Consider the following 12950-nt stretch of genomic DNA (forward strand, 5'->3'; position numbering starts at 1 on the left):
ATACAAAACTGCCCGAACCGGGGCGGCTTGTCAAGGGAAGGACCCCGGCCGGACCTCAGGCCAGCTGCGCCTCGATGCGGGCGGCGCTCGCCGACAGGGCGGCCGCAACCTCCTCCGGGTCCTGTGCGGCGCGGATGTAGACCACCGCCAGGGCGGCGGGGCGCCCGCCGGGGACCCTAACCGGCACGGCCAGCGAGGAGACGCCGGGAATGACCTCGTCATGGCTGGCCGCGAAGCCGCGGCGGCGCGCCTCGGCTGCCTCCGGCCGGTAGGGGATGCCGGGGGCGAGGTGGTGCCATTCCTGCTCCGAAAGCGCGGACTGGATCGCGATGCCGGGCGCGCCGGCACTGACCGGGTGTCGGGAGCCCGGGTGCTGGACCACGGCCGCCCCCGTGTGGCGCGGATCGACGGTGACGAGGGTGACGCAGTCCTCGCGGTCCCAGACGGCCACGAAGGCGCTCATGGTCAGGGCGTTGGCCAGCTGGGTGAGCTCAGGCAGCGCGGCGGTCTGCAGATTGCGGGCCACGCCCCGGGCGAGGACGGCCAGGCCCGGGCCGGGCTGGACCCTGCCGGCGTCGTCCCGGACCAGCAGCGAGTGGTCCTCGAGGGTGCGCAGGATGCGGTAGGCGACCGAGCGGTGGACGCCCATGGCGTCGGCGAGTTCGGCGATGGTGAGCGGCTCCGGGGCGTCGGCCAGGATCTCGAGGGCCCGGATGCCCCGGGACAGCGTCTGGGACGGCGGGGCCTGGGTGCTGCCGGCATTCGGGGTCATGGAGTCCATCCTAGGTCGGGTGGGAGAGTCTTGTGTTCCGGCTCACAGTGCAGTAGCGTTCTGGCACGACGTTCTATATAAGAACGGTGTGTTCGATTATAGAACTCTTAGTGAGAGCCAACAAGGGCCCCGGCCTGCCGGCATTTCCCGGGCGGGGCAACCCCTTCGGACACGCACCGGATGCAATGTGTGCTTTATCACAGTTTCCGTAGTAGTATCACAGTTACTAACTGACCGTTCGATCAGTAATTCACGAGGCATTAGTTTTCACTTCGCACCCACCCGGGCAGTACCTCTGCCCCCAGCAACGGAGTTCCAATGACCGCAACTTCAACCGTCGATTCAGAGGCGGGCCCCAGCAGCAAACATGAGGAACGCAAGGTCCTCGCCGGGACGCTGGTCGGTACCACTATCGAGTGGTACGACTTCTTCATCTTCGCCCAGTTGACAGCAACGCTGCTGTCCCCGCTCTTCCTCGCGCCCCTGAACGCCTCCAACCCGGGCCTGGCGCAGATCCTGTCCTTCGCCCTGATCGGCATCAGCTTCCTGTTCCGCCCGCTGGGCGCCATCGTTGCGGGCCACCTTGGCGACCGCCTGGGCCGCAAGGCCATGCTCGTCTTCACCCTCGTGATGATGGGCGCCGCAACGGCACTGATCGGCATGCTGCCGACCTACGCCCAGATCGGCGTCTGGGCCCCGATCCTCCTGATCCTGCTCCGCATCATCCAGGGCTTCTCCGCCGGCGGTGAATGGGGCGGCGCTGCCCTGATGGCCGTCGAGCACGCACCGATGAGCAAGCGCGGCCTGTTCGGCGCCTACCCGCAGATCGGCGTCCCGGTGGGCATGATCCTCGCCACCGGCCTGCTCTTCTTCCTCAACACGTCCATGTCCAAGGAAGACTTCGGCACCTGGGGCTGGCGGGTGCCGTTCCTGCTCTCGATCGTCCTGATCGTGGTCGGTTACCTCATCCGCCGCGCCGTGGCGGAGAGCCCGGTCTTCAAGGAAATGCAGGAGCGCAAGGAAGAAAGCAAGGCGCCCCTGGGCGAGCTGATCCGCAAGCACAAGAAGGCTGTCCTCTACTCGACGATGATCTTCATCGGCAACAACGCTGCCGGCTACCTGCTGATCGCCTTCTTCATCTCCTACGCCACCAAGACGCTGAAGATGCCTACCCCGCAGATCCTGCTGGCCACCACGTTGGCATCCTTCGGCTGGCTCATCTTCACCCTGGTCGGCGGCTGGCTCTCGGACAAGATCGGCCGCGTCAAGACCTTCCTGATCGGCTACGGGATCGTCTTTGCCTGGATGATCCCGATGTTCGCCCTGATCGACACCAAGGACATCGTTCTCTACGGCACGGCGCTGTTCGTCCTGACCATCGGCCTGGGCCTGTCCTACGGCCCGATGTCCGCGATGTACGCCGAGATGTTCCCGGCGAATGTCCGCTACTCGGGCATCTCCATCGGGTACGCCTTCGGCGCCATCCTGGGCGGCGCCTTCGCGGCGACTATTGCCGAGGCCCTGCTGCAGGGCACGCACTGGACCGGCTCCATCGGCATCTACATTATGATCCTCTGCGTCATCTCCGCCGTCGGCGTCATCCTGGCCAAGGAAACCCGCGGCCGTCCGCTGGGCGTCAGCCGCCACCACTAGGCTGCGGACCCGGTAGGGAAAGCACAACACAAGAGAGGCACGGACCGCGGTCCGTGCCTCTCTTGTGTTGTGCTGCGTTGCTGAGCAGCCCTGCCGCTTAGACGCCCAGGAAGCTGATGGCACCCTGCTTGAAGGCCCGGCTCGTCACGGCGTTCGTGTGGTTCCGCGCCGGCAGGATGAGCTGTTCCACCATCGCCCCGGCCTTGGCGCCGAGAGCGGCGAGCTCGGGCATGGACGCGGCCCGTTCGTCCTTCTCGCCGGCCACCAGCAGCACCGGCATCTGCGGGACCGCCTCGGCGGGGTCGAACGGCTCGTCCTTGATCGCCTCGATCAGGGACAGCAGGGCAAAGATATTGTTGCTGGGCAGCAGTTGCGCCATCTTCAGCAGCCCGGCAGTGGACGCGTCCGCGATCGGCGTTCCGTCCGCCAGGTAGCGCTGCGCGGCGACCAGGTCGAACTCCGCCAGCGGGTCTGCCACGTTGGGCCCGCCCAGCACCAGCCGGTGGACCAGCTCGTGCTGCGTGGCGCCGAATTCCCAGGCCAGCCGGGACCCCAGCGAGTAGCCGATCACGTCCAGGCCGCTGGCCGGATCGCCGTCGCGCAGCGGACGTGCGCCGGCGTCGAACGCGATCTGCAGCAGATCCGCGCGGATCCGGCTGGGGGAGTAGGAATCCCGGTCCTCCGGGGCGCCGCTGCGGCCGTGGCCGGGCAGGTCCACGGTGATGACGCGGCGGCCGGCCTCGGTGAGGGCCGCAATCCAGCCGGTGTCCTCCCAGTTGAGCTTGGAGGAGGAGGAGAAGCCGTGCAGCAGCAGGACCGGACGCAGCCCGGCGTCGTCCTTCGGATCATGCACCCCGACGTAAAGCTGGGGGTCGGTGCCCTCGACCGTGTGGGAATGCTGCTCGCCGGTGTGCCTGCCGCTCATGGTGTCAGTCCTCATCAAGTACGGCGCTCAGGCGGACCCGGCGCTTCGGTGCCTCTTCCTTCGGGACCGTGCCCACGATGCCGGCGGTGTTGTCCGGAACCTCGAACTCGATCAGGGGCTCGCCGACGTTGATCTTGTCGCCGGGCCCGCCGTAGATACGCACTACCTTACCTGCCTGCGGGCTGGGCAATTCGACGGCCGACTTGGTGGTTTCTACCTCCACGAGCGGCTGGTTCCGCTCCACCTGCTCGCCCGGTGAGACCAGCCATTCCAGCACGGTCGCCTCGATCAGGCCCTCGCCAAGATCCGGCAGCGGGAAGGAAATTTCAGCCACGTTTGTACTCCAATACTCGCTGGATGCCAAAGAGGATCCGGTCAATGTTCGGGATGTATTCATCTTCGAGGTCACCGGAGGGGTACGGGACGTCGAAGCCGGTCACGCGCTCCACCGGCGCCTTGAGCGTGTCGAAGCAGCTTTGCGTGATCAGCTGCGCCACCTCGGCGCCCAGCCCGGAGGTCAGCGGTGCCTCATGGACGACGACGGCGCGGCGCGTCTTGCGCACGGAAGCGGCCAGCGCCGCGGTGTCGATCGGCTTGAGCCAGCGCAGGTCCAGGACCTCGATCTCGATCCCGTCCTCGGCGGCGAGCTCGGCCACCTGGAGGCAGCGGGCCACCATGGCGCCCCAGGCCACGAGCGTCAGGTGCCTGCCCTCGCGCATGACCTTGGCGCCCTCGGGCGCGCCGCCGGAGGGATCGGCATTGCCGGGATCGACCTCGCCCTTCTGCCAGTACCGGGACTTCGGCTCCATGAAGATCACCGGGTCCGGCCGCGTGGCGGCGTACTTGAGCAGGTGGTACGCCTCGTGCGGGTTCGACGGCGAGACCACCTTGAGCCCGGGCACGTGGGCGAAGAGCGCCTCGAGGCTTTCGCCGTGGTGTTCGGGGGCCCGGATGCCGCCGAAGCTGGGCACGCGGAGCGTGATCGGCATCGGCATGGTGCCGCGGCTGCGGTAATTCATCCGGGCGATCTGGCAGACGATCTGGTTGATGGCAGGGTAGGCGAAGCCGTCGAACTGGACCTCGGGGATGGGGTGGAAGCCGGCCATCGCCAGGCCCACGGACATGCCGAGGATGCCGGACTCCGCCAGCGGGGTGTCGAAGACCCGCTGCGTGCCGTGCTTGGCCTGCAGTCCGTCGGTGATCCGGAAGACGCCGCCGAGCCGGCCGCAGTCCTCGCCAAAGATCACAGCCTTGGGGTTTTCCGCGAGCACCTCGTCGAGGGCGCGGTTGAGCGCCTGCTGCATGGACATCACCGTGGTGGCCGGGCTTTCTGCGTTCTTGGCAGTGCCCTTGACAGTGCTGTCGGCAGTGCTGTCGGCAGTGCTGTCGGCAGTGCTGTCGCCTTCGGCGTCCACGCCTTCAAGGATCGAGTTAGACATGTTCGGACTCCTCGCGCCAGTTGGCGGCCTGGGCCTGCAGGGCAGGGGTGGTTTCCTGGAAGACCAGGTCAAACATTTCGGTACCGGGACGGGATCCCAGGGCTTGGATGCCGGTGCGGATCTGCTCCTCTTCCGCCTTGGCGGCAGCCAGCGCGTCGGCGAAGAACGCCTCGTCCGCGGCTCCGTCCGCCAGCAGCCGCTGCTTGAGCCGCTCCAGCGGATCCGCGCCGGCGCCGTCGCGCTCCTCGTCGAGGGAGCGGTAGCGGCCGGGGTCATCGGAGGTCGAGTGCGGCCCGCGCCGGTAGGTCATGGCCTCGATCAGCACGGGGCCGTTGCCGGAGCGGGCGTGCCCGAAGGCGCGGCGGGTCGCCTCGACGACGGCGACGACGTCGTTGCCGTCGATCTGCAGCGCCGGCATGCCGTAGCCGGCCGCGCGGGCGGCGACGGAGCCGCCGGCCACCTGGCGGTCGGTGGGGACCGAGATGGCCCAGCCGTTGTTCTGTACGAAGAAGACCACGGGTGCCTTCATCACAGCGGCGAAGTTCATCGCCTCGTGGACGTCGCCCTGCGAGGAGGCTCCGTCGCCGAAGTACGTCAGCGCCACGCCGTCTTTTTGTTCCAGGGTCTGGCCATGGGCCCAGCCGACCGCGTGCAGCACGGATCCGGCGACGACGGCCTGGATCGGCGCGAGCCGGGACTCCACCGGGTCGTAGAGGCCGCCGTGCCAGGTGGCCTTGTGGGTGGACATGTAGCCCACCATGTCCACGCCCATGGTCCGGGCGACGCCCATCTCGCGGTAGGTGGGGAAGACAAAATCGCGGGTGGTGTCGACGGCGTAGCCGCTGCCCACCTGGGCAGCTTCCTGGCCGAGCTCCGGGGCGTAGCCGGGGATGATGCCCTGCCGCTGCCAGGCGATCGCGGAGGTGTCGAGGTGCCGGACCGCGACCATCAGCGAGTAGAGCTCACGCAGCTGGGCGGGGGTGAGCGGACCGGCGTCGTCGCCGGTAACCGCGAGGGGGAGTGTGTCCATGCCTGTGACCCTAGTCACGGGCCGAGCCCTAGGCAATCAGCTCAGGAAGCACTGACCATTCTGCCAAAAGCTGCCGGTCCTGGCGTCGTCATGCGTGGCAGTTTGTACAGCCCCGGCGGTCCCGGCGACTCGCCTACCCGGCGGTCCCGGCTACTCGGCGGCGCGGCGGCGGCTGAGCCGGGCGCCGATCCAGCAGGCGGCGGCGATGCCGGCGATCAGCGCCATGGTGCTGAAGAGCTGTTTGCTGCTGTCCGGGCTGCTGAAGCCCACGGCGAAGATCAGGGCCAGGAGCACCAGCCCGAAAATCGTGAGCCCCGGGAAGCCCTTCATCCGCAACGGCAGCGCGGTGCCCGTGCGGTCCGCCCGGCGGCGCAGGATCAGCTGGGACACCAGGGCCGAGCCCCACACCACGAGGCAGGTCGAGCCCACCAGCTGGAAGAGCGCCGGGAGGATCTTTTCCGGGAACAGCAGTTCGAGCACGGCGGCCAGGAAGCCGAACGCCACCGAGATGCTGACGGCGATGACCGGGACGCGGGCCGTGTTGAGCCGCGACAGGAAGCCGGGAGCTTCGCCGCGCACGGACAGCGAGTACGCCATCCGGGAGGCGCCGTACAGGTTGGCGTTGAGGGCCGAGAGCAGGGCAACGACGGCGACCAGGGTGATCGCCGCGCCGGCGCCGGGGATGCGGGCCAGGTCCAGGACGCCCGCGAACGGCGACTTGAGCGCTGCCGACGTCGAAGGCAGCACGGCGGCGATGACGAACACGGAGCCGATGTAGAACACCAGGATGCGCCAGACGACGGTGCGGATCGCGTGGCCCACGCTGCGTTCGGGGTTCTCCGTCTCGGCCGCGGCGACGCTGACGATTTCCGTGCCGCCGAAGGCGAAGATAACCACGAACAAGGCCGCCGCGATGCCGCCCAGGCCCGCCGGGGCGAAGTTGGAGGTGATGTTGCTCAGTCCCGGGCTGGGAACCTCCGGCAGCAAGCCGAACAGCAGGGCGGCGCCGATGGCCAGGAACAGCAGGATGGCGGCAACCTTGAGGATTGCGAACCAGAATTCGAACTCGCCGAAGTTCTTCACCCCGGCAAGGTTGATGGCCGTGAAGACGGCCATGAAGATCAGCGCGAGGCCCCACACCGGAACAACCGGCCAGATCGTGAACAGCAACCCGGCCGCACCGAGCGCCTCGGCTGCGATGACGACGACGAGCTGCAGCCACCAGAGCCAGCCCACGGTGGCGCCGGCGGTCTTTCCCATGGCTTTCTCGGCGTAGACGGAGAACGCGCCGCTGTTCGGGTTGGCGGCGGCCATCTCGCCGAGGGCCCACATCACGATGATGATCAGAGTGCCTGCGACCAGGTAGGAGATCAGCACGGCCGGGCCGGCGGCCTGGATTCCGGCCCCCGATCCGAGGAACAGGCCGGCGCCGATGGCGCTGCCGAGTCCCATCATGGTGAGCTGGCGGGGCTTCATACTGTGGCCGAGTTTCAGGGCCGGGCGCTCCGCGGTGGACTTCGTTGTCATGCTGGCGAACCTTCTTACGCTGGTGGATGCGTCCTTTTGGGACCATTCGAATTTACCGCCCCCGGAGTGCCCTAGCGCGCGGGCGGCGTGAGAGCATGGATGCAGTTTGTTGAATGGCCGGCCCGAATCGCGACGATTTGTGCGGTTGAATCCCTGCAGGCAAGGAAACTGACGTGAACCTGGACCCGCTGGACGCAAAGATTGTCCGATTCTTCACGGACTCCCCGCGGGCCTCCGTCCTGGAGGCGTCCCGGGTGCTGAAGGTCGCCCGGGCCACCGTGCAGTCGCGGCTGGACCGGATGCAGGACAGCGGCGTCATCGGTTCCTGGGTGCCGCAACCGGATCCCGCCCGCTTCGGCTACCCGGTGGTCGCGTTCTGCTCCCTGACCATCAACCAGGACCTCGGCCATGACGCCGTCGTGGAGGCCCTGGCGCGCATTCCCGAGCTGATCGAGATCCACACCGTGTCCGGCAGTTCCGATCTGATGGCCCGGATTGCGGCCCGCTCCAACCCGGACCTGCAGCGGGTGCTGGACGCGATGATCGCCACCCGGACCGTGCTCCGTTCCTCCTCGGTGATCGTGCTCAACACCCATTTCGAGGGCCGGACCCTGCCGCTGCTGGAAGCTGCCGCACAGGGGGAGTAGGCCGTTCCGCCGGCCCTGGGCCGCAACATTTTGCGCCGGACCGGCGTCGTCGTAGAATTAGTTCTAGTCAATTTGACTATAACTACTCCGGCGGTAGGGCCGGAACCGTCCGGGCAGTGTCCACAGGACCGGTCCGGACCCCGGAACGCGGGGGTCGATCACCGTCTACACCTCTCCAGCCAACGTCTCGGAGCGCCAGCTCGCGCCGCCGTCGCTGGCCATTTCCACGGTGATCTTCGCCTTGCGCCCGAGTGAGCGCTCCGGCCGCCCCACGCTGTGGATCCCGCTGGTGCGCCGGATCAGGGAGCCCTTCAAGGGCCTGTGGGCGCTGCCCGGCGGGCCGCTGACGCATGCGGAATCGCTGCAGGACGCCGCCTCCCGGAACCTGCGCGAAACCACCGGGCTGGCGCCAAGCTACCTCGAGCAGCTCTACGCCTTCGGCGGCCTGCACCGCTCGCCCACCCAGCGGGTGGTCTCGATCGTCTACTGGGCCCTGGTCCAGCCCACCGAGGCCGCGCTCGCGGACGAATCCGAAAACGTCCGCTGGTTCCGGGCCGACCGGCTCGGCGAGCTGGCGTTCGACCACAACACGATCATCGAGTACGCGCTCTGGCGGCTGCGGAACAAGATGGCCTACGGCTCCATCGCCTACCACCTGCTGGGCGAGTACTTCACCCTCGCGCAGGTCCGGGAGGTCTACGAGGCAGTCCTGGACCGTGAGCTGGATCCGGCCAACTTCCGCCGCCAGATCAAAGCCGCCCCGGAGATCCAAGAAACCGACGAATACCTCCAAGGCGGCAAGCACCGCCCGCCCCGCCTCTACCGCTTTACCGGCCGCCCCGGCCTCGATCCAGACAACAGGAGCACACCATGAGCAGCGTCAACACGGCGATCCAGCTGATCACGCGCGAGGCGGCCACAAGCCAGGCAACAGCCAACGCCACGGGCATTGCAGCGGCGGGTTCCACCTGCAGTCCGGCGCTCGCCCGGGGCCCCTGGGACTACGACCTCGCCGAGGCCCTTGCCGGTGTGCCCGCCTACGGCCCCGGAGCTTCCGCGACCGACGTCGCCCCGCCGTCCACGCCCCGCCAGGGCCAGCTCCCGGAGGAGTACCGCCTGGCCGGCGACGCCGAACTGGACGCCCGGATCAGGGCCGCCAAGGCGGCGCTGGGGGACCGGGCCGTCATCCTGGGCCATTTCTACCAGCGCGATGAGGTGGTGGAATACGCCGACTTCGTGGGCGACTCCTTCCAGCTCGCCAACGCGGCCCTGACCCGGCCCGACGCCGAGGCGATCATTTTCTGCGGCGTGCACTTCATGGCCGAAACCGCGGACATCCTGTCCCGGCCGGAGCAGGCCGTGATCCTGCCCAACCTCGCCGCGGGCTGCTCGATGGCGGACATGGCCGACATTGACTCGGTCACCGAGTGCTGGGAACAGCTGGAGGAGCTGTTCGGCACCGAACCCGACGCCGACGGCCGGGTGCCCGTCATCCCGGTCACCTACATGAACTCCTCGGCAGCGCTCAAGGGTTTCTGCGGCGAGCACGGCGGCATTGTCTGCACTTCCTCGAACGCCGCCACCGTGCTGGAGTGGGCGTTCGAGCGGGGCCAGCGCGTGCTGTTCTTCCCGGACCAGCACCTGGGCCGCAATACCGCCAAAGCCATGGGGGTGCCGCTGGAGCAGATGCCGATGTGGAATCCGCGCAAGGACCTCGGCGGCAACGACGAACAGGCCCTGCAGGATTCCCGCGTGATCCTCTGGCACGGCTTCTGCTCGGTCCACAAGCGCTTCAACGTGGCCCAGATCGAGAAGGCGCGCGCCGAGTTCCCGGGCGTGCAGGTCATCGTGCACCCGGAGTGCCCCATGGAGGTGGTCGACGCCGCCGATGCTGCCGGATCCACCGACTTCATCCGCAAGGCTATTGTCGCCGCCACCGAGCCCACCGTCTTCGCGGTCGGCACCGAGATCAACCTGGTCAACCGGCTGGCCGCCGAATACCCGCAGCACACCATTTTCTGCCTCGACCCGGTGATCTGCCCCTGCTCCACGATGTACCGCATCCACCCCGGCTACCTCGCCTGGGTGCTGGAGTCCCTGGTACGCGGCGAGGTGGTCAACCGCATCACGGTGGCGGACGACGTCGCGGCCCCCGCCCGCGTGGCGCTCGAACGCATGCTGGCGGCCCGGCCGTGACCAGGCGGCTCGTCGTCGTCGGCAGCGGGATCGCCGGGCTGTACGCGGCACTGCTGGCCTCGGAAGCGCCCGCCTCTGAGGTGGTGCTCCTGGCCAAGGGCGCGCTCGAGGAGAGCAACACTTTTTACGCCCAGGGCGGCGTGTCCGCTGTGCTGGCGCCGGGGGAGGCCGCACCGGGTGACTCCGTGGCGGCGCACATCGCCGATACCCTCGCCGCCGGGGCGGGGCTGAACAATCCGGAGGCGGTGCGGATCCTGTGCACGGAGGCCGTCCGGGACATCGCCGGGCTGCGCCGCTTTGGTGTGGACTTCGACGTCCGTGCCGACGGCGGCCCGGCGCTGGGGCTGGAGGCGGCGCATTCCGCCGCCCGCATCCTGCACGCCGGCGGCGACGCGACCGGGGCCCGCATCGCGCGTGCGCTCGGGGCCGCCGTGTTCCACCGCGCCGTCCAGGGCAGACTCCGGGTCGAAACCGGCGCCTTCGTGACCGAGCTCCTCACCGAGGGCGGCAACCCGGCGACCGGCGCCACGCCGGCAGCCGTCACCGGCGTCGCTTACCTGGCCGGCGGAGAGCCGAAGCGACTCGACGCCGACGCCGTGCTGCTCGCCACCGGCGGCGCCGGGCGGCTGTTCGCCCGCACCAGCAACCCCTCCGTCGCCACCGCCGACGGCCTCGCCCTGGCCTGGCGCGCCGGGGCCGCCGTCCGCGACCTGGAGTTCTTCCAGTTCCACCCGACCACGCTGGCCGCGGCCGAGGTGCCCGGCGGGCCGCCCGCGCTGCTGATTTCCGAGGCGGTCCGCGGCGAGGGCGCTGTGCTGCTGGACGCCGCCGGCTACCGCTTCATGCCCGACTACCACCCGGACGCGGAGCTGGCCCCGCGCGACGTCGTCTCCCGCAGTATCGCGCTGCACCTGGCGGCCGCCGGGCTCCCGGCGGACAGCCCGGTCTACCTGGATGCCCGGGGAATTGAAGCCAGCCGCGGGACGGGCTTCCTGGCCCGGCGGTTCCCCTCCATCACGGCAGCTACGCGCGCCGCGGGCTACGACTGGACCGCCGAACCGCTGCCCGTGTCCCCGGCGGCGCACTACTGGATGGGCGGGGTCGCCACCGACCTTCACGGGCGCACCTCGGTACCGGGGCTCTACGCAGCAGGGGAGGTCGCGCGCACCGGGGTCCAGGGCGCCAACCGGCTTGCCAGCAACTCGCTGCTCGAAGGGCTGGTGTTCGGGCGACGGGCCGTGGAGGACTTCCTCGGTGCTGAGGGGTCTTGGAACACCGCTGCTCCGCGTGCTGTCTCGGCCGCGAGCGGCCTCCCCTTGACGCACGCTTCCGCAGCGCTGTCCCGCGACATCACTGACGAAGGAACCTCCGCGGCGGCCCCCGAAGGTGTTGTGAAGTCAGGTCCTATTCCCGGGTCGTTTTGTCGGGATGCTCTTGGGCGGTTGATGACCGCGCACGCTGGGGTGTTGCGTAACGGCGGGCAGTTAGCGGAGGCAGAGGCCACCCTTGCTGCCTGGGCCGGCGTTGTGCGGCCCGAGATCGTCGCGGACGGAAGCCTGGATCAGTCCGAGCACGAGGACCGGAACCTGCTGCTGGCCGCACGCCTGCTGGTGGAAGCCGCGCGGGCCAGGACCGGCTCGGTGGGCGCCCACTTCCGTGCGGACGCAGACACCGCCTCCCGTGACGGCGCCGCCGTCGTCCCCGCAATGCTCGCAGCCCCGGCCCGCTCCACCCCGGCCGCCCCAACGTACGGGCACCGGCATGCCGCAGTATCCCGTCCGAAACAAAGGATTTCGTCATGACAGCACCCGCCACCGCCCGTCCGAGCGCCCTCCCGGTGACCGCCCTCGCCGGCACCCTCCCCGCGGCCGCCGTCGACGCCGTGCTGCGTGCCGCCCTGCAGGAGGACTCCCCGTACGGCGACATCACCTCGCAGACCCTCATCCCCGCCGACGCCCCCGCCACCGCGGTGCTGGCAGCCCGGGTGCCGGGGGTGCTCAGCGGCGGCGAGGTGTTCGCCGCGGCAATGAAGCTGGCGGACCCGGCCGCCGTCGTCGAGCTGCTCGTGGCCGACGGGGAGTCCTTCGGGGCCGGCGCGGCGCTGGCCCGGGTGACCGGTAACGCCCGCGGCGTGCTGCTGGCCGAACGGGTGGCGCTGAACCTGGTGCAGCGGATGAGCGCGATCGCCACCCGGACCGCGGAGTTCGTCGCGCTGGTCGCCGGCACCCGCGCGCGGATCACCGATACCCGGAAGACGACGCCGGGGCTTCGCGTGCTGGAGCGTTACGCGGTGCGCTGCGGCGGCGGAGCAAACCACCGCTTCAGCCTCTCCGACGCGGTCCTGGCCAAGGACAACCACCTTGCGGTGCTCACCGGGGGAGACCCGGCAAAGCTCACCGCGGTGCTGCGCGACGCCAAGGCACGGCTGGGGCACACCACGCATTTCGAGGTGGAGGTGGACAGGATGGAGCAGATTGAGCCCGTGCTGGCCGCCGGCGTGGACACCATCATGCTGGACAACTTCTCACTGATCGAACTCGCCGACGGCGTCGAACTCGTCGCGGGGCGGGCACGGGTCGAGGCCAGCGGCAACGTCAGCCTCGCGACCGTGGCCGGCATCGCCGCCACCGGGGTGGACGTCATCTCGATCGGTGCGCTCACCCACAGCGTCACCGCCCTGGACCTGGGCCTCGACATCGAATTGGAACCTGCCGCCGGGCCCATGGCCCAGGCCGCCGGGCCGGCGCTCGACTGAGGAATG

At 69.2% G+C, this 12950-nt stretch carries 12 protein-coding genes; 6 read left to right on the forward strand and 6 right to left on the reverse strand.

Annotated elements, in window-relative coordinates:
• Positions 1-55: 55 nt before the first annotated feature.
• Positions 56-772, reverse strand: a complete 717-nt coding sequence (locus HNO80_RS11085; protein ID WP_175322912.1) for an IclR family transcriptional regulator — start codon at positions 770-772, stop codon at positions 56-58.
• Between the two features lie 318 nt (positions 773-1090).
• Here HNO80_RS11085 and HNO80_RS11090 point away from each other — a divergent pair, with 318 nt between their 5' ends.
• Positions 1091-2425 (forward strand): MFS transporter, encoded by a 1335-nt coding sequence (locus HNO80_RS11090; RefSeq protein WP_175322913.1) that lies wholly within the window; start codon positions 1091-1093, stop codon positions 2423-2425.
• A 97-nt stretch (positions 2426-2522) separates the two neighbouring features.
• On the opposite strand, the gene HNO80_RS11095 is transcribed toward HNO80_RS11090, so the two are convergent.
• The 5 genes from HNO80_RS11095 to HNO80_RS11115 form a co-directional block, all read right to left on the reverse strand.
• Positions 2523-3350, reverse strand: coding sequence for an alpha/beta fold hydrolase (locus HNO80_RS11095; protein ID WP_175322914.1), 828 nt, complete (start codon positions 3348-3350; stop codon positions 2523-2525).
• A gap of 4 nt (positions 3351-3354) precedes the next feature.
• A complete protein-coding gene (locus HNO80_RS11100; protein WP_175322915.1) occupies positions 3355-3684 on the reverse strand; it encodes a biotin/lipoyl-containing protein in 330 nt (109 codons plus the stop codon).
• A complete protein-coding gene (locus tag HNO80_RS11105; protein ID WP_249777302.1) occupies positions 3677-4660 on the reverse strand; it encodes an alpha-ketoacid dehydrogenase subunit beta in 984 nt (327 codons plus the stop codon). Before HNO80_RS11105 ends, HNO80_RS11100 begins: the two co-directional genes overlap by 8 nt.
• 121 nt (positions 4661-4781) lie before the next feature.
• Positions 4782-5819, reverse strand: coding sequence for a thiamine pyrophosphate-dependent enzyme (locus HNO80_RS11110; protein WP_175322917.1), 1038 nt, complete (start codon positions 5817-5819; stop codon positions 4782-4784).
• A gap of 150 nt (positions 5820-5969) precedes the next feature.
• Positions 5970-7346, reverse strand: a complete 1377-nt coding sequence (locus tag HNO80_RS11115) for an amino acid permease (protein WP_175322918.1) — start codon at positions 7344-7346, stop codon at positions 5970-5972.
• A gap of 173 nt (positions 7347-7519) precedes the next feature.
• Between HNO80_RS11115 and HNO80_RS11120 the strand changes: the two genes are divergently transcribed.
• The 5 genes from HNO80_RS11120 to nadC all read left to right on the forward strand — a co-directional run bounded on the left by HNO80_RS11120 (position 7520) and on the right by nadC (position 12944).
• Entirely contained in the window at positions 7520-7993 is a 474-nt protein-coding gene (locus tag HNO80_RS11120; RefSeq protein ID WP_175322919.1) for an Lrp/AsnC family transcriptional regulator, read from the forward strand.
• A gap of 157 nt (positions 7994-8150) precedes the next feature.
• The gene (locus HNO80_RS11125; protein ID WP_175322968.1) at positions 8151-8867 is read left to right on the forward strand and encodes an NUDIX hydrolase; all 717 of its coding nucleotides are present in this window, start codon (positions 8151-8153) and stop codon (positions 8865-8867) included.
• Complete coding sequence (nadA, locus tag HNO80_RS11130; protein WP_175322920.1) at positions 8864-10189, forward strand: quinolinate synthase NadA; 1326 nt, start codon at positions 8864-8866, stop codon at positions 10187-10189. Before HNO80_RS11125 ends, nadA begins: the two co-directional genes overlap by 4 nt.
• Positions 10186-11991 (forward strand): L-aspartate oxidase, encoded by a 1806-nt coding sequence (locus HNO80_RS11135; RefSeq protein ID WP_175322921.1) that lies wholly within the window; start codon positions 10186-10188, stop codon positions 11989-11991. Before nadA ends, HNO80_RS11135 begins: the two co-directional genes overlap by 4 nt.
• Positions 11988-12944, forward strand: coding sequence for a carboxylating nicotinate-nucleotide diphosphorylase (gene nadC, locus HNO80_RS11140; protein ID WP_175322922.1), 957 nt, complete (start codon positions 11988-11990; stop codon positions 12942-12944). The genes HNO80_RS11135 and nadC overlap by 4 nt, the downstream gene beginning before the upstream one ends.
• Positions 12945-12950: the final 6 nt, after the last annotated feature.

Source organism: Arthrobacter sp. C9C5 (genome assembly GCF_013359735.1).
In the GTDB taxonomy this organism is placed as follows: domain Bacteria; phylum Actinomycetota; class Actinomycetes; order Actinomycetales; family Micrococcaceae; genus Arthrobacter.

Excerpts from the sequence above, each read along its gene's own strand:
- HNO80_RS11085 (WP_175322912.1), bottom strand. The coding sequence starts at position 772 with ATGACCCCGAATGCCGGCAGCACCCAGGCCCCGCCGTCCCAGACGCTG.
- HNO80_RS11090 (WP_175322913.1), top strand. The coding sequence starts at position 1,091 with ATGACCGCAACTTCAACCGTCGATTCAGAGGCGGGCCCCAGCAGCAAA.
- HNO80_RS11095 (WP_175322914.1), bottom strand. The coding sequence starts at position 3,350 with ATGAGCGGCAGGCACACCGGCGAGCAGCATTCCCACACGGTCGAGGGC.
- HNO80_RS11105 (WP_249777302.1), bottom strand. The coding sequence starts at position 4,660 with ATGTCCATGCAGCAGGCGCTCAACCGCGCCCTCGACGAGGTGCTCGCG.
- HNO80_RS11110 (WP_175322917.1), bottom strand. The coding sequence starts at position 5,819 with ATGGACACACTCCCCCTCGCGGTTACCGGCGACGACGCCGGTCCGCTC.
- HNO80_RS11115 (WP_175322918.1), bottom strand. The coding sequence starts at position 7,346 with ATGACAACGAAGTCCACCGCGGAGCGCCCGGCCCTGAAACTCGGCCAC.
- nadA (WP_175322920.1), top strand. The coding sequence starts at position 8,864 with ATGAGCAGCGTCAACACGGCGATCCAGCTGATCACGCGCGAGGCGGCC.
- nadC (WP_175322922.1), top strand. The coding sequence starts at position 11,988 with ATGACAGCACCCGCCACCGCCCGTCCGAGCGCCCTCCCGGTGACCGCC.